Origin of the sequence: Wolbachia endosymbiont (group B) of Schoenobius gigantella (assembly GCF_964031005.1) — a bacterium.
GTDB lineage: Bacteria > Pseudomonadota > Alphaproteobacteria > Rickettsiales > Anaplasmataceae > Wolbachia > Wolbachia pipientis.
The window spans coordinates 243,937-267,182 of sequence record NZ_OZ035002.1; the positions used below are offsets into that span (position 1 = coordinate 243,937).

Genomic DNA, 23,246 nt, shown 5'->3' on the forward strand with positions numbered 1-23,246 from the left:
TAATAACCCGTTTGAAAACAACAAAGAGAAATGATGATCAACTTACATAAAAAAGCACTAAGTTTAGTGTTTTGGCATTATAGCAATCTCTTATGTATCACCTCTCTGGAACCATACGACTAATTGTTGTTCATAAAAAACTCTAGTACTGACAAAAAATGTATTTATTCTAATCTTGCACGTTTGGTATCATTACTTATAGAAGTTTCATAAAGTCTTGTACCAGGCTCTACGAGATTATTTAAGGAACTTAAAGATTGAAAAGTACGTTTATTGGAATCATCAAACGCTACTATAAAGTTTAACAAGTTATCATTAGATAGATATTCAGTTATATTATATGTAGAATCATGATCCAGAATAATTTTCTTTTCTTTGGCATCTTGATCTGCCACATCTAATTTAGTATAAAATTGTATCTTACTTAACTTATTTAACAAATCTGCTCTTTCTAAAAAAGGTTTTACCTTATCTAATATGATATCATTATATATAGGATAGCGTATGGAATAATCAATTTTTGCTAGTCTTACAGATAATTGATTATTATATAGTACATGTATGTTGAAATTATTTGTAACAAATTCATATAGTGGAAGGCTATCTTTTATTTCATCTGTTTTCATTTGAAGAATTTCACAAACACAGTCATCTAGATAACTTGATAATTTACTGTAATTACTGCATCCTTTATAAGGAGATAAGTCAATAATTTTTCCGTAATCCTTATTGAAGTTCCTTACTAAAGTAAATTTAATCAACAATTTAGCGCATGCTAGATCACTTACAGCGTTATCTAAAGATGTGGAACAATTATCATAAAGCCGTCGTTCACGATTTCTTATATTAATATCAGCTCCATATTCTAATAGTTCTTTAACTACTTCCAGATTTTTACCACTTTTTTTTACAGCATGGTTCAGTGCAGTATTGCCTTTACGGTTTGTTGCATTTACATCAGCACCATGTTTCAGAAGTTCTCTAACTAATTCTAATTCCTTCCCCAGTGTTATAGCAGAATGTAGTGGAGTTTCACTATACATGTTTCTTGAATTGACTTCGGCACCACCTAACAAAAGCTCTTTAGTAATTTCTACACTACTAGTAGTATGAAGTAACGTATCTCTATTCCTTTCTACTCTAAGGTTAGCATTAGCACCTGCAGACAAAAGAGCTTTAACTTTTTCTAAGTTTCGTTCATAGACTGCTTTTTCTAATTCTTTGTTAATATTATTATTTAGCATATTTTTAAAATCCTCCTAAATTTCACTATTTTGTAACAAAATTTTTGTATATTTTCTAGATCTTGGCACCCTCATTAGAGTTTCATTTAAGAGAGCTATAACTTTAAACTCTTTACTCGATTTTCTACGCTGACATCTTGTAAACTCTGATCTGGACTTTTTAATATTTCTAATAATCTACTTGCAAGGTTTGAGTGTTTATTGATTACTGCAACCTGGACTAATGACTTGCCTTGATCATCACGAGCATTTGTTACAGCTACGCGCTCATCGGGTTTTATTGCTCTCAGCTTACTGATAATTTCAACATTACCATTTTTTGCATTTTCAAATAGCTCTTCTACTAATTTCAATAGGTTAGTAATATTCTGGTCTCGAGAAAGATCAAGTGGTGTTTTACCTTCTTTATTCTTGATGTTATAAATTGCACCATGTTTCAACAAAGATTTTACAGCTTCGAAAAAGCTATTTTCAGTAGCAACATGCAACGATGTAGTGCCTTTAACTATTGTTTTAGCATTAATAAAATCACTCAATTTATTGTGGCTTACACGTTGTAACAAAGCTTCAATAATTTCTTTATGACCTTTGGAAGCAGCAGTGTGTAATGGTGTATTACCTTTGTTAGTAACTTTAGTAGCATCAGCTCCATTTGCTAGCAAGATATTTACAACTTTTATGTGCCCATTATTAACAGCATAATGTAATGGCGTTCTTCCATCCACGTTTTTCGAATCAATTATTGCTCCATCTCTAATGGAACTCTCAATTCCTAAATAATTATTATCTTCTATAGCCTTAAATAACTTCTCAGTCAATTTTAGTAATTTTATAACTTCTGGGTTTCCTCTTCTTTCTGCAAAGTGTAATGGTAAAACATATCTACCTCCTTCAGCTCTAGCATTAAAGTATGCTCCGCTCATAAGTAGAGACCTAACTATATCTAAATTACCAATTTGTGCCCCTAAGTGTAAAGGCGTAGCATTTTTATCCATTTTTGCATTAACATCCGCTCCATTTATAATAAGAGTTTTAACTACCTTAGGATGACCATATTGAGCTGCAAGATGTAGGGCTGTGCCTTTATTTTGATTTTCTTTTACATTTACATCAGCACCATGTTTCAATAGAACGGTTGCTATCTGATCATAACCTTTTTCTGCTGCAAAATGTAAAGGAGTCCAATTTGTGTGATCTAAAGCATTAATATCTGCTTCCTTTTCTAAGAGCAATTCAACCCACCTCTAAATGATCATGGTCTACTGCAAAGTGTAGAGGTGTAGTACTTTTAACTGTTTTAGCATTAATGTCTACTCCTTTATCAAGCAAAGATTTAGCAACTTCTAAATTACCATCATATGCTGCACAATGTAGAGGAGTCCAACTTCTGTTATCTAGAGCATTAATATCTGCTCCATTTTCAATCAAGAAATTCATTATTTCCAAGCGATTATGTTCTGCTGCCAAATGTAGAGCTCTTCTACCATCATCCATCTTTGCATTTATATTTGCTCCTTTTGCAATTAAGCTCTCTACTATTTTTAAAGAAAAACCATTATATGCTGCATTATGTAAAGGAGTCCAATTCTGATCATCCACGGTGTTAATGTTTGCTCCATTTTTAATTAAAAAATCACTCACCTCGAAATGACTTTGCTGAATTGCTAGATGCAAAGGTGTAAAACCTTCGTTTTTTTTAGCATTAACATTGGCTTTTTTCTCTATTAGTAGCTTCACTACTTCTAAGTGACCATTCTGAGATCCTATATGTAAAGCTGTGGAATTATCGTGGTCCTTAGCATTAACATCAATTCCCCTTACGAGAAGAAGAGACTTAACTACTCCAAAGTGATTACGTTCTGCTGCTAAATGTAGAGGTGTAAGATTCTCATAATCCTTAGCATTAACATTAGATTTTGCTTTTAGTAAAATGTCTACTAACTCTAAAAAGCCATTTTGAGACGCTAAATGTAGAGGTGTAATCTTATCATCTGTTTTTGCATTAACGTTTGCTCCCGCTTCAAGCAGAACTTTAACTATATCTAACCTACCAGTTTGTGTTCCCAGATGTAAGGGTGTAATGTTTGCATCAACTTTATGATTACCTATGCCTGAAGATCCAGCGTTAATATTAGACCCTTGTGAAATAAGAGCTTTAACTACTTCGAGGTTACCATTTTGTACTGCAGAATGCAAAGGTCTTGCTCGATCATTATTTACAGCATTAACATCTAATCCCTTTTCAATAAAAACATTTACTATATCTAGATGACCATTCTCTGCTGCTAGGTGTAAAGGTGTATTAAGTTTATCTGTTTTAGTACTAAGATCTGCTCCATTTGCAATCAAGGTGTTGACTATATCTAAATATCCTTGCTGGGATGCAAAACTTAAAGGTGTAAAGCCTAGAATGGTCTTATGGTTTACATCTGCTCCATGAGTAATAAGAAAGTTAACCATCTCTAAGCGATTTTTTGCAATTGAAAAATACAGTGGCGTAAAGGCATCGTACTTAATCTCTGAGTTAATATCTAAACCCTCTCCTAATAAAGTGTTGACTAAATCCAACTGACCATTTCCTGCTGCTAAATGTAGCGGCGTAAGACTAAGATGTTTCTGAGTTTCATAGTTTTCATTTAAAAACTCTACAAAAAATTGCAGCTGATCCAGATTATTAGATATTCTATTAGTAAACATAAAGGCCTCGCATGAAGAATTTATGTAAAATATAGTATCTACAAGTTTTTAAGCAAGATAAATCTTCTTCTTAAAAAAGATACTGTGATCCAATCTGTGTGCTTATAACTTTTTTATTTGATCATGAGTGATCAGCTGTCTCAGCTGCAATAGAGACACCTGCCTTAAGTAGTTACATCAATTTTCTCTGTTTTTGCCCCTTTTTTTTCTGATGAAGATGTCTTCATTCTTCTCAGTAGCCAACATTCTTTTTAAAGTATAATCGTTACGTGCACCAAAGCATTAATAATTATACACAATTGTGAAGAAATATTCAATCTTTTTATTGTTTTGAATGTGTTGATGAAAAAAACGTCTGTCAGAGATCATCTGAGAATTGCATTTTAGGCTTTAGATGTAGAAGGGGTCTTATCGTCTTTTTATAAATACTCTAAAAATAGGCTTAAATCGCCAAGAGATGGATATCATGAATTTAGTAGCGTAAAAACATCAAAGATACCTCATATCATAAAGTTTAATGTCAACATTTGGTGCAACATTCCTGATTTACAAAGCAGAGTCAATAAAGGTTGCAAATAATCTACTTATGTTGGACGTTTCTGTTAATGCTATTTCTAAAATAACAGATTTATCTATTGAGGAACTTGAAAATCATGCTTCCAAAACTTAACCTGAATTAAAAGCAACATTAGTTTACTGATTTCTACACAATATATTAAAATACCAACAAAGGTGATTACATAATTAATTATCTGCATTACTGGATGAAATTCTTGTGCTTCTGTATTCAATATATAATATTAAAAAAATATTTTAGTAAATTTATTAAAGTAGATACTAGAAACTCGCTTATTTTGTTTTTCTAGCTCAGTTATAGTTTTCGATTTTGCTTGCAGAATTTGTCTATCACTTTCTGGTTATCCTCTATCATTTTACTTGCCTCTTGCTGAAGAAATTTGATATTTCTGAGTGTAATATTGTCCATCTCAGTCGATGCTACTTTCAATTGCGATTGTATTCTTATGTATTTATCATCTATTACTTGTTCTAGTTGATAATCAACGCAATCCAGAAGCGAACATCACATTCAGTAGTGGCTTGATCCACCCTATTTTGCCAAATTTCCTTGAGTTAGCATACTTTATACTTCTATCTGTTCCACCAGTGCCTATTGATAGCAGTATAATCTCATCATTTGGAAATAATCTCTTGCCACTTGCATATGCACAAGCTGCTGGATTATTAGCAAACACTCCGCCATCTATCAACACTCTCTCTGTTTGGCTAATTTTCAGACGTTTTGGTGTAAAGTACGTTGGAGCAGCTGTTGTAGCTCTGAGTGCATCTTTCAACTTAATGTTTTTTTCTTTCCAACTTTTGAAGAAAAATTCACAACTATTGTGAATGTCATAACTGGTGAGCAGTAGATTACTTGCAACATCGGCCATAGTACTTTCACCAAAGTATTTGTTGAGAATAAATTCCATATTTCTATACGAGTACTGAGAACCACTCAGCCAAGAAGCAATTGATTTTCTCCAAAATGATGATTGAAAGATATAAGCTCCATACTCTTGGTAAAGTCCAACTAAATCATTGGCAGAGTATTGAGGTTTATTGCTTTTACAAAGTCCAGCAACAATAATCCCACCGGTTGAGGTTCCTGCCATTAAGTCAAAAATCTGGGAAATTGGCTTTCTTGTTCTAGATTCAATTTCTGCTAGAATAATGGCAGGAATGATTCCTCTAATTCCACCTCCATCAACAGATAAAATATACTTTGCCACTTTTTTATTTTTGTCTCTGCTCAAGTTCATTAACTTCCTCAGCAAGGTTTTTGACCCTTTCTTCAAGGCGATAGATGATTTCTGTAGTCCTTTGATTTTGCTCTATAAATTTATCATGCATATGCACTCTTAAGTCGAGCTTAGCTAGCCACCAGATCAATGCTATTGTTTGTATCACCATAGTAGCAATTACTGCCATAGGAATCTTTCCTGTGTTTGTCATCTTTTTTAAAGGAAAAGTTGTATATATACATATACAAGATTCATCAAAAATACGTCCAAAAAATCTTTTCTAAAATAAAGTTAATTAGTTGCACTAAACAAGCGATGTAAATAATATAATCAACATGAAATCTAGCCTTTTTTGGAAATTGTTAACAAGTTCAATAATACCGATGATATGCGTTATTGTTCTGTATCAGCACTTTAGTACAGACCAATTATCAAAAGATGTGCCAATAAAAAGTAAGGCAAGTGGCAATGATCTGGAAACATTATCTACTGCAGCTGAAAAATGTAATTTAGATACTGTAAGATCCTTAATAAAAAATGTAGTAGATATCAATGCTACTCATCATTTTGGTGCAACATCATTACACTATGCTACAAGCGGAGGCTGTTTGGAAGTTGTAAAATTTCTAATTGAAGAAGGCATTAATGTAAACACTACTGATGCTTTTGGCTGGACAGCTTTGCACTATGCTGCACAGGAAGGACGCTTGGAAATTGTTAAATTTCTACTGAAAAATGGAGCAAATCCTCTTGCTAAAAACAAAGATAAAAAAACTCCTTTAGATCTTGCTGTAGAGGAATTAAACAATAATAAAGAAAAAAAAGATATTTATGAGGAAATTATCAATTTATTTTCCCATAACTGCTGTTAATATAGTACGATAGCCAAGGTTATCAATTACATGCTCAGCCCTATTTATTATCCATTTACCATAAACTCCTTTGCGAAATCCAGAAAGATTAATCTTTGCTTCAGCAAATAATTCAGGATTTCCTGGCATTGTGACATTGAGTGTTGCTGCATTACTCATCAGCTGATTCAACTTCGCAGATGCTGCACTTTGTGCCAAATCACTACTTGCATAAATATCTCGCAAAATATAGCTTGGTTCTTGATCACCTACTTTTTCCGTTATTGTCTCTGCTTTTTCATAATCATACCAGTAAGCAATAACCGAGCCATATTGATTACGCTCATTAAATTTTACTTTCCAATTTGTAATATCTCTAGGTGTTAAAGTAATAGTGCTTAAAGTTTTTCCGGTAACTGACTTTGCTTTTCCTTTTGAAACAAACAGTAAATACCCTCCAGCAGGTTTTGCTATTGCTCCATAAATTTGAGCAAGCCTGGTTAAAAAATGCATATCGCTCTCTGCAGTCTGATCAATATGTGATATCATGATATTTGCAAACTCTGCAGCAACCTTAGCTTGATAGCCATGTTTGTCTGCAATCTTTTTTACCAAATCATTTAAGGTGATTTGATGCCACTCATTAAACACTTGTTCCTTTAATGACTCTTTTAGATCCGCTGCATGACTCTTGATTTTTAGTCCTTGTGGCGGGCCTTGTAGCGTAATTTCATTCACTATGTAATCTCCCATCGGCACAATGCCAGTTTCTTTATACCCAAGTAAAATATTTAGCTTTGCCCCAGTTCTAGGAATTTCAAATAATGAATCACGGTCATCAAGATGAATTACAGCAGTATCACTTATTACTCCAGCTTCATCAGTAATATGCATTGATACTAACCGACTTTTTATCAACTCAGTGATTAAAATTCCCTCTACTGAAATACTAAAGTCTGGTGTCATTTTAATCCCATAGTTTTACTACTTGCTTTTGTGTCTCTTTTTGAATAACAGGAAGTTTAATGATTAATCCTGCAGGAAGAAGTTCGTACTCTGAAAGCCCAGGATTAGCTCTTAACACAATCTCAACTGCTCCTGAGCTGAATCCATAGTAGTTCCAGCAGATTAAATCTAACATATCATTTTCCTTAGTTTTGTAATATATCATTATCAAGTTGTATATCATCAACTGGATTATTTAGTGATCCGTCTGACAACACGTTATCATAGTGCTTCAAACTTAAGTGAAACTCAATCTTTCTTGCTTCACCATTTGGAAAAAAATATCTCTGCGTTTCTTCTATTTTCACAATAACAAAATGGCCTAAAATGTTACCTTGGCCATCAATGAGTAAAAGAGGTTTCGATAAATTTCGCATATTATTTATTTGCCCCAGTCCTCCTGAATAGATTACTCCCGCAAGCTCAATAACGTCCTCTCCAGGACCAATACTTTGAAGTAATGGCTTTTCTCCAATACGCTCAAGTGCAGGCCAGCGATATTCATTCCTGCGTGTGAAACCTCGCTCAGTTAATGAAAATCTATATGGACCAAGAGACAGCATAATTTAATTTATATCATAAAGTGCGCCACTAAATTGCTCTCTAATTCGCTCCATTACTTCATCAGCAATACTACGTACGTCTTGTCCAGAGCTTGGGTGAATATTAACATTAAAGTGATTATTGTGTGTTTTATTCTCTATAGTCTTATTGTGCGCTGCAATTGGGTGCTTAAGGGCGTCGCTTATAGTATTACTTACAGATCTAACTTCTAGTTTAGCCTCATTTTTTTTGCTCCATAGATTATTGATTGTTTTAAAAGGCTGAGTAATATTATTCCAAAACTTTCCTACCCAATCAGAAAAAGATTTCCATACAATTTTTACCGATTCCCAGATAGTAACAAAAAAGTTCTTTACCACTTGCCATTTGGTAATTATCAAAGTTGCAGCAACAGCAAGACCACCAATAATCAGCCCCATAGGGTTGCTCATTACGGCAATTGTCAATGCTTTAAATCCAGCAATTATTGCTGGAAAAACTGCAGAAAGACCTATTTTTACCAAAGTAACAACAGATCCAAACATTTTCCAAGTAGATAAAAGAGCAAATAAGGAACCTTTTACAAAAGTCCAAGCATATCCAAGAGATATGGCTGCTATTTTAATACTAATCAATGTTGCAATCGTACTTATGATCACTGTAGTCAGTACTGGATATTCCTTGGCACAAAGTGCTACTTGTGTAGTTGCTGACCTCAGAAGATTAACAGTAAAATTTAAAGGTGGTAATAGTACAGAACCAAGATTCATTCCTACTTCTGCTATTGAGTTTTTAAGTAACTGAAGGTTGTTTGCTGTAGTATTTGCTCTATTTTCAAACTCCCTTTGCATTGAGCCCTTATATTCCCCGTTTATTAATCGTAAAGATTTTTTGTATTCATCAAGACTACCAATAAGTAGTGCTATATCATCTTGATATTCAAGGCCAAAGAGATCAAAGAGAACGCTAGAACGTTCTTGCTTATCTAGTTTTGCAATTGTTTCTAAAAACTTAACTAATGTGCCTTGTGCATTCTTGCCAATTGCTTTCTCAAATTCCTTAGCATTTATTTTTAGCTGCTGAAAAGCTTTTTGAAAGTTTCCACCCTGTTTACTTGCTGTTTGCAGCTTGCTAAGCATTGCATTGATTGCCGTACCTGCTTTTTCAGGAGTTTTGCCAAGACTAATGAAGCTACTTGCCAGAGCTCCTGCTTCCGCTACAGTTAAGCCAAATTGCCTTGCCGTACCACCAATTCTGTTTAGTGCAGGAACAATGTCCTTAGCTTTTGCGGCAGTGTTATCAGAGATATGATTTATCGCATCACCAACGCTTTTCATTTCACCAATTTTAATTTGGTAAATATTAGAGAGCTTAGCAATAGCATCTCCTGCCTCTTCTGCTGACATATCAAATGCAGTTGCCATCTTGGCCACAGTGTCTGTGAAAACCGTAAGATCCTTAGCTTCAATACCAAGCTGCCCACCACTTGCAGTAATTTGCGCAAGTTCTGCTGCAGATAGCGGAATTGTTCGTGACATTTCCTTTAATGTTTCCCCAAGCTTTGTTAAGCCATTTACATCTGTATCTTCAAACTTTACAACTTTCTTTACATCAGCCATGGCACTCTCAAAACTAATTGCAGCCTTAAGTGGTGCTGCAAGGGTGAGGCCAAGTGCCACAGCATCCATCATTTGAGCTTTGAAATTTGCTCTTTGTGCTAAAACTCCTTTACGTTTTTGCATTACGGAATTTAAAGCTGTATAGTTATTTTTAAGCTTTTCAATAGAAGAGCCAAGTTTAACTTGATCTCCAATAAGAGATTTTATATCTCTACCACTTTTACTGAACTCCGTGCGTAAATGGTGGAGAGCACTTCTTTTTTGTAAATAAGCTGTTTTAGCTTTCAGTGCTGCAGTTTTAGACCTTGTAAACTCGTTTTGCAGGCTCTTACTTGGTGCTCCTGTATTTTTTATCTGCTGAGCAAGAGATTTTGTTTTTATTTCTAGTTCATTCCAAGAACGCCTAGCAAGCAGAGCATCGTGGCTTAATTGTTTAAACTTGAATACTGATTTACTTGATGATTCAAGTTGTTTTATCGTACTACCAATACGAGAAAGTTGCTTCGTGCTACCTGCTATCGTACTATTAAAACTGCTTTGCAGTGTTGCTCCAATTACTATAGAAATTGCCTTCATTTGTATAATTTTCCGCTACTTTCAAACCAAGTAATAAATTCTTCAATATCCATATCAAGCCACTGATTGATTCCACCACCAACCATTGAGCTAAGTGATAATATGCTCAACCTCAATTCTTCTGCTGAGACAAAAAACCTTGTAACGTTTCTTGAATCTTATTGTAGTCTGCTAAATCAAATTCTTCTACTGCTTCTCTTGAAATACTTGCAAGATTTGCAATCAGTGCTACTTCTTTCTCTGCATCGCTATTACCCATACGTTCAACAGCTAAACGATCTCGAACTTTTGGACGGCGTAGAGTTAGCTCTGAAACTAAAATTCCATCGATTTTTATTGGTTCAGTTAATTTAATTTTTTGCATTGTTTTACCCTTTTAGTTAAATTCCTAAAGCTGTGCGCATAGAAGTCATTTGATCAACACCATCGATCTTGCGAATCATATTCTCAGCGTCAATTTCAATCAATTCTCTGCCATCAATGGTAAGCTTATAATAGTTGGCAGCAATTATACATTTTAGTGTTGCTTTTTCAGCAGCCTTCCAGTTACCAAAATCAAGTTCCTTAAAGAGCCCTCTTAAGTTAATTACTACTGATTCGGCATCACTACTTCCCTGCAAACCTCCTCTTAAAGTAAGAGAAACAGCATTATTGTTTATCAATCCGAAAAGTCTAAAGAGCTCAGAGTCATATTCAGAAAAAGTGAAATCTGCTTCAAGCTTTTCCATGCCCATATCAATATTTATTGGAATATCCATACCACCAGCTCTGTATTCTTCTGTTTTTATGGTAAGTTTTGGCAAGGTTACTTCATCTATTTTTCCTGCATAGCCACGACCATCAACAAATACGTTAAAATTCTTTAGGATCTTTGGTAACATCTCTCTTTCTCCTTTTACAATATTGCGCCACTCACAAGGTGTGACCTGAAAGTAATCTGTTCAGCTGGATATGGTGGCGTGAACTCAAAATCAAAAGACACTTTTCCGCTTGCAATATTTGTTGGTGTATTGAGCTCTGGAGTTGCATAACATTTTCCGCTAATAATCGCCCCTTGCGCTTTTAAATTTGCAAGATAAGAATTTACCCCCTCAATCACATCATCTATATAAGTTTTGGTAATATTGCGATCAACTGCCCATAAATGAGCTCGAAGTAGACTATCGTTGATTAAATCTGCAGTCCTTCTCACTGACAAAAAAGCCCATTTTGAGTCATTTGAACATGTTCTATTTCCCCAAAGCCTATAGCCATTTTGATGAATTATCGTTGTTACTTCATTTTCATTCAAGTGGTTTGCTCTACAATTTATATTACCGAGCGTAAAATCAATAGGCCTGCTTGTTCCAACAATACCATTTATCTCTTTATTTGAAGGTGAGTGCCATAAGCCTTGCTCGCTATCTATCTTAGCTATTAAACCAGCTACAAATGAACTTGGAGGGAGAATTTCTTCTTTTCCTTCAATAAAAACCTTAACCCACGGATCAACAACATAAACTCTTGAGCTGCCTACACTTTTTCTCCATTTTATTGCTTCTTCATCATTGGTATTTGGTCCATCTGCTACTATTATTGCTCTTAGCTTTTCTGCTATAGGAATTAAAGCGCTAACCACTGGATTTCCAGCATCTCCAGATAATTGATGAGTAAACTGAGGTGCAATTAGTATTCTTGGCGCAACATGAACTATGCTTTCACTGCTTAAGAACGCTTGAATTCCCTGATATTCTCCAGTTTCTTCGTTAACTCCACCAATGACATTGCTGAGCGTCTCTTCTACTTTCTCCTCAACTCGAATAACTACTACTGTTGCACCAATTTGGGAAAAAATTGCATTAATAGCTGAAGGCAAAGTCCCAGATTGACCAAGTTTTGCTGCTTCTTTTAAGCTTCCTGCTATTAATATTGGTTTATTTAGTGGAAACTTTTGCCCGTCAGCATCAGGTGCAGTACCAATTACTCCAATTACCGATGATTTAGCTGTTCGTACTGTCCTCGCTCCTGAGGTAACCTCGATAACATTTACTCCATGTAGAAACTGTTCTGTCATTTCTTTTTCCCCTTTTCAACTTTCTTGCATTTTTTGTTTACAATTATCTAGCAAAGTTTGCAGCTCTTCCTTACTTTTAGCTTCACCGATTTCCCTTTCAGCTATATCCACCAATTCTTCGCACTTGATTATTGCTTTTTTCGCTCTTTTTGCTTTTTCCTGAATTATTCTTGCCATTTCTACTACTGAAATTCCTCGGACTTTTGCTAATGGCTCTATAATTTCTGCATCTTTTTTGTCTATAGATTCTGGTGCTGCTAAAATGTTCTCTGCGGCTTTTGCTTGTATTTCGTACGACTTAGACTTCTGATGAGAATATCCTGCGTATTGGTGAGTATAGTTATCATAATAAGCATGAAGATTAGAAAGTGCAGAAAACTTCGCATTTTGTAGTAACTCCAATTCAATATCTTCTTGATTCCGCTGAGCAATTTTGCCTCCTTCTGTTAAACAATAGCTTTTTTGCCAATCAAAATCTTCTGGTGCTTCATACCAATCATTTTCAGTTGGCTTGCTTTCAAGTGTTGTTGTTTCTACTTGTTTATCATTTTCAAATCTAATGTAGATAGACATTGTTTGTTACCTCCAAATCTCATACGTGTTAGATAATCCTGGACATTGCCAAGCTTTTAGCGTTCTCTCCACATCTACTTCAAGTCCTGTAGTTAGAACATTGCTACGTATGTTATAAATCCCCCACTGAATAAATTGACCATAGTTGTGTACATAATTTGATGCAAGCATACCTTGACTAACTTGTGTTCTGGAATACAGGTAAGATGATGTGTAAAGTAATATTGCAACTGTTTTTCCTGCTGGAATCTCCACATTACCAGATCCAGCTAATTTGCTATCAGAACTCGTGTATTGGTAAACATTTTTCCATATTATTCTTGAAATTCTTGATTTATTAGAATTGGTATTATCTGGTGTTCCCACAAATAATCCTGCTCCCCCATACTCCGTACTCGAATACGATGATCCAACAAATTCCATTGTCTTATTTATGTTCACATTGGTTGTATTTTTTACAAATACTACTCCAAGTGCAGCATACGGGTAATAGTATATCTCATCATAACTACCCGAAAAACTTTTTGTGCATAACTCTCCGTAAATAAATGTTCCTTTACTTCCCTCTATAAAACTTAGTTGTCTTGGCCGATAAAAACTAACGTAATCTGTATTGTACGTATGGCTACCTGCTAGTAGTTGTAACATATAGTCAGTTTTTGTTATATCACTACTCCACTTTCCAAGCTCTGTCGTAAAAGTTCCGTGGCCAAAATAATTATTTTTTCTGCCAAGTACACCAAATAAGAAAGGTAATGACCCTGGTTCAACCATGTTGCGCTTTCTTATTTCATTTATAAGAGACACTTTTAACTGTTCATCCCGAGTTTTTACCTCATTTATCAGGGATGTTTTTAATTGGTTATCACGAGTTTCTATTTCCCTAATAATTGATGAGCCAGATGGTACATTATTAACAGCACGAAAATCTTCTACTAAACCTTTAAGACCATCTTTATGACTGTTACTAATGCTATTTATTGCTGCAATATTGGCATTCTTTCTCGTATCAAGTAGCGATATATGCGAATCTGATGATGCTTTTAAAGTATTTAAGGAATTATCCCTAAGCTTGTTAATTTCATTGACAGAATCTGTTTTCGCTTCAGTTATTGCAGATATTGAATTTTCCTTATTGCTATTTATGTCACTTAAGTGCGTCCTTGCAGCGCTCAAGAGTTCTTTTAACTTACCATCTGTCATCTGTACAATTTCAGAAACCGCACTTTTGTCGATTATTGATTCCAGTGCTTTAGCAAGATATGCTAGTTGATCTGGTGTACTACTTCCTGCTAAATCTTTAAGCCTTCTCTGTAGTGCATCAATTATCTCTTTTACTTCAGTTATTTGTACAATGTCAGCAATAGCTTTTTTATCTGCTATCAATTCCAGCGATTTTGCAAGATATGCCAGTTGATCAGCCGTGCTATTTGCTGCTAAATCCTTTATCCTTTGCTGTAATGCTTCTATTGCTTCTTTCATTCCCAAAAATTCAAAAAAGTTTCAAATCTAAATCGTTCAAAATTATTTTTAAGTTCATCTTCTCTTTCACTCATATCTTCATCTATCTTTTCTATGGCTCTGCGAATACGTACTACATCTTCTACAGCTATGTTCTCTGGATGCGGCAAAGGATATCCTCGTTTGGTTTGATCAAAAGTCATTTAAATTTTATGTTACTATTACTCTGAGATTTTTGACTTTAGGACGATAAATAACCGTTCCACTTAAAACTAATTTTATCCTTGTCTCATTAGCATTAAAATTTGTCAGCACATGAGTTCTCTCTACCCAATTTTCTCCAATTGGTTTTCCTGATGTTAAATTTACTAATTGCCAATCACTGTTGCTTTTTTGTACATAAGCTTTAACATCTGCAGTGCCAGGTATCAGCGCATCGTACGTTATGGTGATTTTAGTATTAGCTCCTGCTGTAATACTTCTTGTAACATAATCTCCTTTTTCCCCTATATTACCCATAACTAGCTGTAACCCAGGATATAGCACTGGACTTTTTTCTCGCCCTCCTTTTAGGCTTGCCTTTACTGTTAGCTCTCCAGATAGTCTTTCACGCAGTGCAAGTGGCAAATTATCAGACAAAAAGTTCTCTTTTCCCTCTTCATCTGTTAAGATAAATTCCACATTGGTATCAAATGCTACTTTTTCGACGTTCGTCAAAACAATTAAATCTGAAGTATTGGTTGCTGTAACTTTTCCCAGATCAATAACGTGAGAATTTTCGCTAAATTTTGCAGCCAAAAGCCGAAACGTTAAATCTAAATTTTGATGTGGAGTCCAGGTGCTTGCATTGCTTGATGAAAGTAATACTCCTACTTGATATGGCTGGCTTGTTACCCAACGGCTATTTACTGCATCATATTTGCCAAGTTCTGCTATTTTTACTGCAGTATCTGCATCATCAGTAAGTAGTACTATTGCATACTCCTCTCCTGCATGGCAAAACACTGGTGACCACTCTATACGTGTTGCTGTGCCATCTATCTTTATATCTTTTGGCTCAATATAGCTTTCAGCAATGACAGTTTGCGAGGGCACTCCCACTGCTGTTTCTCTAATCTGCACAACAACACGTTTTTTGCCTTTATTTACAAACCATAGTTCCACGCCTCCTATGTGCCTACTTTCATTTAGAGTAAATGTTTGCGCTAAAGGATCAACTCTTCTTGCTGCGATAACTCTTCTTCTTTCCTCTATGGTAATTGTTTTTTTACCAGTATAAGTTGCTTCTCCATAACTGCCTTTATCACCGAAGAACTGCACTAACTTAGTCCCAGCAGGAATGTTTCTTGGTACAGTAAATCTTCCTTTTATTTTTCCTCTGTTATCAGCAATAAATGTTGCGATCATGTTTTTCTTTCAAATATTTTCTATGCTTTAGGTTGAATAAAAATTCCATCAAACTTTAATTCCTTAAGCTTTTCACCAGTTGCAAAACCTTCAATCTCAAAATTTTGAGTTGCTTCTCGCATAAATTCAGTTTCGTATGAGGTGCTTGACAGCAGCTCTGTTGTTTCTTTAACATTAAATACTCTAGTTACTGGACTTTTCCAATTCGTGGTAACCTCCGTCCAGTGGTCAATGTTTTTATTTAGAGTAATTTGTGCCGGGACTGGATCAAAAGCTTGATATGGATTAATCTTTTCTCCTTTAGTCTGTAAAAGCTGCTCCAGTACCGGTTCAAGTTCATACGGCAACAAATAAGTTTTTTCTTCCCCATCAATATCAGCAATAGTTACATCTATTGGTAAAATTAGTTCCTTATTTACTATTGCTGCAGACTGTGAAACTCCTTGATCACGCATATCATCGTCAAAAAACGAATCAACAAATACTCCTTTTTTCGTGGTTGGCTCTCTTGAATTTGCATCACTACGTAGACGTTCCTGTGCAACAAGAGCATAAAGATCATTTATTCCTTTTTTCATTGCTTCAAGCTCATTCATCGGTACAGCATGAATAGCATTATTCACTATTTTTACCCCTTCGCCTTTTTTCCACGTCTGATGAATGTAGCAGAGCAAAAGTTGTCCAGAGGGAGCTTTAGGCATCGATGGTCGCCAAGAGTGGGAAATTCCTTTTATTCTTCTTACCACTCCTTTGCTATCGATAGTAATTAAATCATAGCGTGGCATTTTCCAGGTGTAATCAATCAGAACCAAGCTGTTATCAACTGCTCCTTTTACTTTGCATCCCTGTTCACTTATATCTTCAGGGCTTACATGAGTACGACAGCGGTAAGTTATTTGATAACTACTTCCAGGAGCTGGTTCTTTACCTGGTAATGACCAATCAACGTTTCCTGCGTTTAATTTGTAATCTATACTATTTTCATAAATAACATTGCCTTGTTTAACTTGAATAATCTCAAGTACTGCAGAGTCAGGTATCGGATCAATAGCTCCAGAATATGAACCGTGAGTAACAGTAATAGTTTTCTGAACAGTTATATCTACTTTTTTAATTTCACTTATTGGAAAATCATTAACCTTCAGTTCCATTACTCTTTGGCTATTTGGCTGAAAAGTATGTGGCTCTGATTCAACTGATTTTATATCTGGATCTTCATCAAAAGAAATGCGAATACTGTGAGGTAACTCAATCTCATAGCCATCAACATGAGCTTTGCCCTCATTAATCACAAATATTTCTTTTTTACCTTTTTTTACCCCTTCTTCTCCCTTTTCTTCTTTGTGGAGGAACATCACTTCAAGGCCATTTACAACGTAGGAACCATTTGCCTCTTTGTCATAACGAGCAAGAGCTGTAGTTACTATATTTGCTTGTGGTGGCGGTGAGTGTTCTATTAATACTCCATTTTCAATGTTGTAAATTGGGTAAAATTCGCCATTTGTAGAGTTAACAGTAACACTTTCTACTTGGTATCCCCAAATGATGGAAACTTTAAGCCTTGCAGCTCCTACTTCCTGATAGTTTCTTGTACCAACTGCAGGATCACGAAGATTTTCGTCCTCAAGTTCTGTAATCGTAGATTCTAGATAATAAACACCTATACGCACTGTGGTACTCAGTGGAATAACAAACTCTTTTGCTTCTACTTTTCTAACTGCTCCACGAAGATAGATTTTTCCTCCTTCAAGTGTAACTTTACCAGTTTCTCTATCTATAATACAATTGCTTCCTGTTATAACATCACCATCACGAAATATTGCATCGCCTATACCTTTAAGCTTAGAGAGAGCATACTCCTGAGTCTCGTTTAATTCTGCTGACTGTAGACCTCTTCCAGCAAGAAACAAACTTTTTTCGTATTCTTTGTCAGGATTAAAGCGGTTATAATAACTATTTAAGGTCATTTTATTTCAAAAAGTTACAACAAATGAAAAAGTTTCCCGAGTTGCAGATGTTCTGATAAGTGGCACGGTGTGTTCTAAAACTAACAAAATTCCAGGATTTTCCACGTCTTTTGGCTCAAAATATCTCTGCCCAGATGACACTTTTTCCTTTACCTTTGTACCAACCATAACCCCGAGCTCCCTTATTACTTGATTTGCTGCGTCCGTGAAATCGAAAGTAAATTTAAGATAGAGATTATTAGTTGGTACATTAGAGGGTTTAAACCTACCTGTGGGAGTTAGAAGCTCTCCATCATCATCACCAGTACAAAAGAGTATCTCATCAACAACACGACGTCCAACTTCCTTAATTAATGTTGCAGAAGTAATTAGTTCCGGTGGTGTGTCTTGAGTGTACTCTATAGTGATTACGCTATCTGCTATAATTGCACCATTTTCTACACGCTCAATAGTGCCTGAGCTACTATCAACTATATAATCTATGCTTGACTGATAAATTGTTTGCCCTGTATAAACTTTTACATCTTTAATAGTGTGGTGATCTAAACTTATCTTGCCGCCTGCTGCAAAAGTTTTTTCAACTTTGTAGCTGCTTTCCCAGGTAGAATCTCCAGATCCCCAAGCAAGATGTATCGGTTGCTCTTTTATGCTCGCAGCAATAGCTGCTCTGCCTGATTGTGTGAGTACTGACATAGTTGATTGTGCAGTTGATATTATGTATATACAAGATCCGTAGAAAAAACGTCCAATTTTTTTGCAATAATAGGATCAAAATCTTTCCAAGGGCGATTTAAGTGGCGATGTTCATGCCAAGTAACCATACCTGGATAGAATGCTGCTACGTAATTTTCTAGCTCATGAATGGGATCTTTCTGTTTTGAATCTGAATCATTTTTACAATCAACGTGATATTCCACTAAATTAGACTCTATTATTTTTTGATCAGTAAAATTCTTCGCTTCATAGTAATAAGTTATACTAAATCGCTCTAAAATTGGTGTACGTTGAAAATTCCAAATCTGCTCAGAAAGTTTATCTTCACTTAAGTGAAATGTATGCTCTATTTCTTCATAAGTAGTTGATGCAAAACAAGCATTGATATCCCCTAAATTCCAACTATCTGACAATACTATCAATGCTTTAGCAAACTTAATTTCTGGCAATAAACTCTGTGGTAGAGGATATAGTGCTTCTAAGTTGTACCACTCATGATTTCTTTCATATGTACCGTTGTAATTCTTCGTGTGAGGCTCTGTCTCTCCTAATGTTGCAACATCTAACCTATATAAATCATTACTGTAACTTCTATCATAATGTGATCTAAAAGTGCCAAATTTAAATCTTGGATTTCCTATTTTCAGCTCAAATGAGTTTTTTCTTCCAAACGATAATACTGGTCCTTCTTTTGCTATTTTTACACCTGAGTAGTCTGAAAGAAGATCTCCAAAAATACTTTCATCTAACATAAACCGCTGAGCATTGTAATAGTCATTGAATATTCGCATTAATCGAGATCTTGCCGGTGCAGAAAGTTTTGCCAGAGCAATTACACTATCGACAAAAAAGTCATTAGGAACATCAGAGATGCCAATTTGAAATTCAGCAAAATGCTCTCCTGGTGGTTCTTCTTGAATGGTAATATTATCAATGTTTGCCCATTTCAGCGCCATCTTCAGTGACTGTGGTGTACCGCGCAAACGTTGAAATCTTATTCCGTTTTGTTTAGCTAAGACCCATTCTTTTAATGCACTCTTAGTAGCTTTCTTACCCCAGGATAAAATTTCTCCCAAGCCGTATTCCGCTACTAGCCACGGCAACATTTCAGTCTGTGGGTTAAATTTAAATCCCCGTAGAGAATTTGCATCAAGAGAATAATTAATTATGTCTGTAAGTATTTGCTCTTGCTTTGAAGCATTTGGAGGAAGTATCACCAATTTTTACCTAACACTTAAATTATTTAAAGTAACGCATTCATTATCTTGCACGACGATGTCTTCTATCGGCTCTGTAAGCTCTATATTCTGCATACCTTCTATAAAGAGGTGGGCAATAATCCATGATCTGGTAACATTCCACCCTAAACCTTTAGCAGATTCAAGATCTTTGATAAATTGTTCCTTTACAGCTTCGATAACATCTTTTGATGCAGTAGGGTAAATATGCACTTTAGCATGAATAGTAATGGGAATAATACCACAGCCAATAACTGTAAGCGTATCTGTTAATACACGAATATCATCACGAATAACGTGATTTCTGACGATCTCTAGCAATTCTTCTGAAGGTACTCCATCATTTTCTGTGGAAAGTATTGAAATCTGTACACTTCCTGGTATAGGTGATACCACTTGCGCATCTTTTACTCTCGTGTCAGCAGATAATGCATGATAGCGATAATGCTCTTTACTCCCTGCTGTTGACCAACCAACAATTTTGGCTTTTACCCGCTTCCTTAAGGATTCATCATTCTCTGACTCCTTTCTCAGCACACCATAAAATTCAGCCAAGTGATCAAGGTCATTACCTCTTGCAAAAGCAAGTAAATTTGCCTGTGCTGCATCATTAATCCTTTGCCTAAGCAAAAGTTCACGCCAGGCTGCTACTTCCAGTATCTTTATTGCTGGATCACTCTCAGTTAGTGCAGAAAAACTTGCATTCCGACGCACTAACTCTTCTTTCATTCGCGAAAAGATTTCCTCAAATTTTAATGTTTCGACAATATTTGGTGTTTTCATCCTACTACCTTATACTATAATACCATCAAGGCGGATCAGCTTTCCATTTGGCAGATAGATTCCCTCTAAAATGAGAGTTACTTTACCTTCTTTTATTTCTGTTATTTGTACACGTTTAAGCTTAAATCGACGCTCCCACTTTTCTAATGCTTCTGCAACTGCTGCATAAAGTTCTTGTGCAAAACCAGGTACAATTGGATGATCTATCAGCTCAAATAACCTTGATCCGTAATCTCGGCGCATAACACGAGTGCCAATTGGCGTAGTTAAAATATCAACTATTGATTGTTTTAAATGCTCTATACCACTTATTGTTTTACCAGTTTCAGAATTCATACCACGCATATCACTTACCCTGCAAAGACATCATTGCTTCCTTGTTCTGCCACTGCTCCACAGGAAATTAGGTCACCAGTACGAGCAATGGCTTTGCCATTTACAAACACTGAATCTGACCCCTCAAGAAGGGATTGACTAGTATGTGGTGGTTTATAAGGGTCTGTTGATGCATGTTGTGACCATTCATCTCCTTGACGATGCACAGGCCTACCATTTACAAACACATTACCGCTTCCTCCTATGCCAGGGCTTTGTAAATAATCTCCATGTTGGTTACACATATCACCAAAACGAACAACTTTTCCCTGTTTTGCCAAACTTAAATCTTTGTCTGATTCTGAAAGTCGTTTTTGCCCTAACAATGAACCTCTTGTTTCCTCCTCTCTTCTTGACTCATCTTCACATCCTGATTCATATCCACTTAATTCTGATGTTTGAGAGGTATACTCAATATCACCAATCATAATACCCTTATCATTATTAGCTCTAACATTTTTCTCCGGCTAGTTTAAATCTATTTTTTTCGCATTTAACTTAATGCCACTCTCAGTAATCTCTAGACTTGAGTTCCCAACCTGTAAGACAATCTTTTCATCAGTTATATTTGAACTTGATTTTCCCGTTTTTAAAATAACTTCCTTACTAGTTACTTCCATTTGCGTTTCTTTCACTGCAAAAACAAGAGCTCCTTCTTCTTTGACAGAAATTGTAAACTTATGACCATTTCGGTCATAGTAAATAACTGTTCCATCTTTAAAAACAAAACCGCTTACTTCTTCCTTACTTCCTTCTGGAATAGGATATTTTTTATAATAAATTGCAGGTAAGACAATCCCTTTGGCAATTTCACCAGATGGCGAAAGTACTATCACCTGTTCTCCAATACTTGGTGCAGACCAACTTCTGTCTTCTCCAGCTCTTGCTGTTACCCATGGCAACCAGTCTGTTAATATATTACCTATCATTTTTACACGTACCTTAGCCGTTCCACAGCCTACTTCTTCGACTGTGCCAACTCTAATCAAGTTATTAAGTTTTATTAGTAAGTTCGCATCTTCAAAACTATTCATCATTTTTGCCAACCTTTACATATTTATGCTTATTAGCAACTCCAATATCAGGCGTAAACCCAATGTAAACAGTACTCGGCGGAATACTACTCTCTGCCCATACTGAATCACCAAGATGTACTTCATGCACCCACTCTACCATCCACACTAAATATGCATCGAGCTCTGGCCTAAAATCATCTCCTCCTCCTGAGATAAATTCTCCTGGTGAAATTTTCTTCACTTTCCAAGTGTTTTTATTTACCACTCTTGCTACTTCTGCCGCCAATGCTCTGACAATAATAGGTGCATTTTCTATTGTGCTATCAATCACAATTCGTGCTTCAAATTTTGCTCTCAGCGCTAATTCTTCTGTTCCTGGATCATGTCCTTTTTCAAAGCCACTAAGTTCTATAAATACTGCTGGTGCTATCAATTCTTTCCTGATTGCTGGATAAACCTCACAAGTTTGAATTGCTGGTATCTCTGCCTTTAGCGTATTACAAATTGCCTCATGTAAATTAGTCCAAAATGCCGTCATAAAATAACTCATGTGTAAAATATTTTTCAAATATCCTTTCAACTTCATAATTAACAAGATTTTCTATTATCCTTGAAGCCTCAGGTTCAAGTGGTAGTTTAACCTCCTGTATCGGTAGTGCTGTTCTTCCTACACGTTTAAAAATACCACGATAGCCTCTTGGCATTGTTGCCATAAATTCATCATTAAATGCTGTTCTTATTTTTGCTTGTTTTATATTTATATCATACAGATATGCTCTAATTAAAACTTTCAAAGTGCTTTTTCTTGACTTGATGATTCTTAGTCTTTTTCTAATTACTTTCAGCCTAATTTGCTTTTCTTCACTGATTTCTCGGACAGCCTGAGATTTTAACCATAGTGCCGTTTTGTTTAGCGCTCTTACCGCTGCCAACTCTACTTTGGCTTTGTTAGCATCAATGTCGTGAGTAATTCTCTCAATGTTTTCATTAACTTCAATTTTAAACATCTTTCTCTCCAAGTACTGTACAGTTTATATTCCAAACTATTCCTGAATTACCTCGCAGTGGCGGAGAATATACTTTATATTTACAACCATCAATAACAAAAATATCTCCCACCATTGGCCTGAGTACATCAAAAACGCTTACCTCAAGAAAAAGCATCTCTCCCACAAATTGTCCTTCACCAATCTCGTATAATTTATCTGGCTGTTGCTTTAGTACTTGTACCATATATGACTTATCCTTTGATTCATACAAAGCTACTTTTCCTAAATGAGCAAAACAATCTTTAAATAATCTCTTAATATTCTCTTGCACATTTC

At 35.5% G+C, this 23,246-nt stretch carries 27 protein-coding genes and 1 pseudogene; 2 read left to right on the plus strand and 26 right to left on the minus strand.

Annotated elements, in window-relative coordinates:
- Positions 1–164 precede the first annotated feature (164 nt).
- The 3 genes from ACQH2O_RS01245 to ACQH2O_RS01255 all read right to left on the minus strand — a co-directional run bounded on the left by ACQH2O_RS01245 (position 165) and on the right by ACQH2O_RS01255 (position 3,941).
- Positions 165–1,244 (minus strand): ankyrin repeat domain-containing protein, encoded by a 1,080-nt coding sequence (locus ACQH2O_RS01245; protein ID WP_174516910.1) that lies wholly within the window; start codon positions 1,242–1,244, stop codon positions 165–167.
- 95 nt (positions 1,245–1,339) lie between these two features.
- Positions 1,340–2,476, minus strand: coding sequence for an ankyrin repeat domain-containing protein (locus ACQH2O_RS01250; protein ID WP_425385224.1), 1,137 nt, complete (start codon positions 2,474–2,476; stop codon positions 1,340–1,342).
- Between the two features lies 1 nt (position 2,477).
- Positions 2,478–3,941 (minus strand): ankyrin repeat domain-containing protein, encoded by a 1,464-nt coding sequence (locus tag ACQH2O_RS01255; RefSeq protein ID WP_425385225.1) that lies wholly within the window; start codon positions 3,939–3,941, stop codon positions 2,478–2,480.
- A 517-nt stretch (positions 3,942–4,458) separates the two neighbouring features.
- On the opposite strand from ACQH2O_RS01255, the gene ACQH2O_RS01260 reads away from it, so the two are divergent.
- Positions 4,459–4,611 (plus strand): hypothetical protein, encoded by a 153-nt coding sequence (locus ACQH2O_RS01260; RefSeq protein WP_174516912.1) that lies wholly within the window; start codon positions 4,459–4,461, stop codon positions 4,609–4,611.
- Positions 4,612–4,812: 201 nt separating this feature from the next.
- Here ACQH2O_RS01260 and ACQH2O_RS01265 read toward each other — a convergent pair.
- Both ACQH2O_RS01265 and ACQH2O_RS01270 read right to left on the minus strand, forming a co-directional pair.
- Positions 4,813–5,728: pseudogene (locus tag ACQH2O_RS01265) on the minus strand (patatin-like phospholipase family protein).
- A 4-nt stretch (positions 5,729–5,732) separates the two neighbouring features.
- Positions 5,733–5,951, minus strand: coding sequence for a hypothetical protein (locus ACQH2O_RS01270; protein WP_264711399.1), 219 nt, complete (start codon positions 5,949–5,951; stop codon positions 5,733–5,735).
- A 124-nt stretch (positions 5,952–6,075) separates the two neighbouring features.
- Between ACQH2O_RS01270 and ACQH2O_RS01275 the strand changes: the two genes are divergently transcribed.
- Positions 6,076–6,612 (plus strand): ankyrin repeat domain-containing protein, encoded by a 537-nt coding sequence (locus ACQH2O_RS01275; protein ID WP_191110949.1) that lies wholly within the window; start codon positions 6,076–6,078, stop codon positions 6,610–6,612.
- Here the strand turns inward: ACQH2O_RS01275 and ACQH2O_RS01280 are convergent.
- The 21 genes from ACQH2O_RS01280 to ACQH2O_RS01380 all read right to left on the minus strand — a co-directional run bounded on the left by ACQH2O_RS01280 (position 6,589) and on the right by ACQH2O_RS01380 (position 23,241).
- A complete protein-coding gene (locus tag ACQH2O_RS01280) occupies positions 6,589–7,557 on the minus strand; it encodes a phage late control D family protein (protein ID WP_191110948.1) in 969 nt (322 codons plus the stop codon). The genes ACQH2O_RS01275 and ACQH2O_RS01280 overlap by 24 nt on opposite strands.
- 1 nt (position 7,558) lies before the next feature.
- Complete coding sequence (locus ACQH2O_RS01285; RefSeq protein WP_255586148.1) at positions 7,559–7,732, minus strand: tail protein X; 174 nt, start codon at positions 7,730–7,732, stop codon at positions 7,559–7,561.
- Positions 7,733–7,742: 10 nt separating this feature from the next.
- The gene (locus ACQH2O_RS01290; RefSeq protein ID WP_191110947.1) at positions 7,743–8,159 is read right to left on the minus strand and encodes a phage tail protein; all 417 of its coding nucleotides are present in this window, start codon (positions 8,157–8,159) and stop codon (positions 7,743–7,745) included.
- Between the two features lie 3 nt (positions 8,160–8,162).
- Complete coding sequence (locus ACQH2O_RS01295) at positions 8,163–10,334, minus strand: phage tail tape measure protein (protein WP_264711401.1); 2,172 nt, start codon at positions 10,332–10,334, stop codon at positions 8,163–8,165.
- Positions 10,335–10,446: 112 nt separating this feature from the next.
- Complete coding sequence (locus tag ACQH2O_RS01300) at positions 10,447–10,698, minus strand: phage tail assembly protein (RefSeq protein ID WP_015588509.1); 252 nt, start codon at positions 10,696–10,698, stop codon at positions 10,447–10,449.
- Positions 10,699–10,714: 16 nt separating this feature from the next.
- Positions 10,715–11,215 (minus strand): phage major tail tube protein, encoded by a 501-nt coding sequence (locus tag ACQH2O_RS01305; protein ID WP_065094343.1) that lies wholly within the window; start codon positions 11,213–11,215, stop codon positions 10,715–10,717.
- 14 nt (positions 11,216–11,229) lie between these two features.
- Positions 11,230–12,387 (minus strand): phage tail sheath subtilisin-like domain-containing protein, encoded by a 1,158-nt coding sequence (locus tag ACQH2O_RS01310; RefSeq protein WP_264711403.1) that lies wholly within the window; start codon positions 12,385–12,387, stop codon positions 11,230–11,232.
- A gap of 15 nt (positions 12,388–12,402) precedes the next feature.
- Entirely contained in the window at positions 12,403–12,960 is a 558-nt protein-coding gene (locus tag ACQH2O_RS01315; RefSeq protein ID WP_208571640.1) for a hypothetical protein, read from the minus strand.
- Positions 12,961–12,966: 6 nt separating this feature from the next.
- On the minus strand, positions 12,967–14,442 hold the full coding sequence (locus ACQH2O_RS01320; RefSeq protein ID WP_264688622.1) for a hypothetical protein: 1,476 nt from the start codon (positions 14,440–14,442) through the stop codon (positions 12,967–12,969).
- Positions 14,439–14,624: a hypothetical protein gene (locus ACQH2O_RS01325; protein ID WP_174517025.1), complete on the minus strand. Its 186-nt coding sequence runs from the start codon at positions 14,622–14,624 to the stop codon at positions 14,439–14,441. The genes ACQH2O_RS01320 and ACQH2O_RS01325 overlap by 4 nt, the downstream gene beginning before the upstream one ends.
- A gap of 7 nt (positions 14,625–14,631) precedes the next feature.
- Positions 14,632–15,828, minus strand: a complete 1,197-nt coding sequence (locus tag ACQH2O_RS01330) for a hypothetical protein (protein ID WP_264336323.1) — start codon at positions 15,826–15,828, stop codon at positions 14,632–14,634.
- Between the two features lie 20 nt (positions 15,829–15,848).
- Entirely contained in the window at positions 15,849–17,795 is a 1,947-nt protein-coding gene (locus ACQH2O_RS01335; protein ID WP_264688624.1) for a DUF4815 domain-containing protein, read from the minus strand.
- A 6-nt stretch (positions 17,796–17,801) separates the two neighbouring features.
- Entirely contained in the window at positions 17,802–18,488 is a 687-nt protein-coding gene (locus tag ACQH2O_RS01340; RefSeq protein WP_264378050.1) for a hypothetical protein, read from the minus strand.
- Positions 18,489–18,508: 20 nt separating this feature from the next.
- On the minus strand, positions 18,509–19,726 hold the full coding sequence (locus tag ACQH2O_RS01345) for a phage tail protein (RefSeq protein WP_264337888.1): 1,218 nt from the start codon (positions 19,724–19,726) through the stop codon (positions 18,509–18,511).
- Positions 19,727–19,732: 6 nt separating this feature from the next.
- Positions 19,733–20,530 carry a baseplate assembly protein gene (locus tag ACQH2O_RS01350; protein WP_012673241.1) on the minus strand — a complete coding sequence of 266 codons (798 nt, stop codon included), beginning with the start codon at positions 20,528–20,530 and terminating at the stop codon, positions 19,733–19,735.
- Positions 20,531–20,539: 9 nt separating this feature from the next.
- Positions 20,540–20,875 carry a GPW/gp25 family protein gene (locus tag ACQH2O_RS01355; protein WP_191110937.1) on the minus strand — a complete coding sequence of 112 codons (336 nt, stop codon included), beginning with the start codon at positions 20,873–20,875 and terminating at the stop codon, positions 20,540–20,542.
- Positions 20,876–20,880: 5 nt separating this feature from the next.
- On the minus strand, positions 20,881–21,333 hold the full coding sequence (locus tag ACQH2O_RS01360) for a PAAR domain-containing protein (RefSeq protein ID WP_425385226.1): 453 nt from the start codon (positions 21,331–21,333) through the stop codon (positions 20,881–20,883).
- 39 nt (positions 21,334–21,372) lie between these two features.
- Entirely contained in the window at positions 21,373–21,942 is a 570-nt protein-coding gene (locus ACQH2O_RS01365; protein WP_205517798.1) for a phage baseplate assembly protein V, read from the minus strand.
- The gene (locus tag ACQH2O_RS01370) at positions 21,932–22,459 is read right to left on the minus strand and encodes a hypothetical protein (RefSeq protein ID WP_425385227.1); all 528 of its coding nucleotides are present in this window, start codon (positions 22,457–22,459) and stop codon (positions 21,932–21,934) included. The genes ACQH2O_RS01365 and ACQH2O_RS01370 overlap by 11 nt, the downstream gene beginning before the upstream one ends.
- On the minus strand, positions 22,440–22,928 hold the full coding sequence (locus ACQH2O_RS01375; protein WP_164224822.1) for a phage tail protein: 489 nt from the start codon (positions 22,926–22,928) through the stop codon (positions 22,440–22,442). The genes ACQH2O_RS01370 and ACQH2O_RS01375 overlap by 20 nt, the downstream gene beginning before the upstream one ends.
- Positions 22,921–23,241 (minus strand): head-tail joining protein, encoded by a 321-nt coding sequence (locus ACQH2O_RS01380; protein ID WP_174516711.1) that lies wholly within the window; start codon positions 23,239–23,241, stop codon positions 22,921–22,923. Before ACQH2O_RS01380 ends, ACQH2O_RS01375 begins: the two co-directional genes overlap by 8 nt.
- Positions 23,242–23,246: the final 5 nt, after the last annotated feature.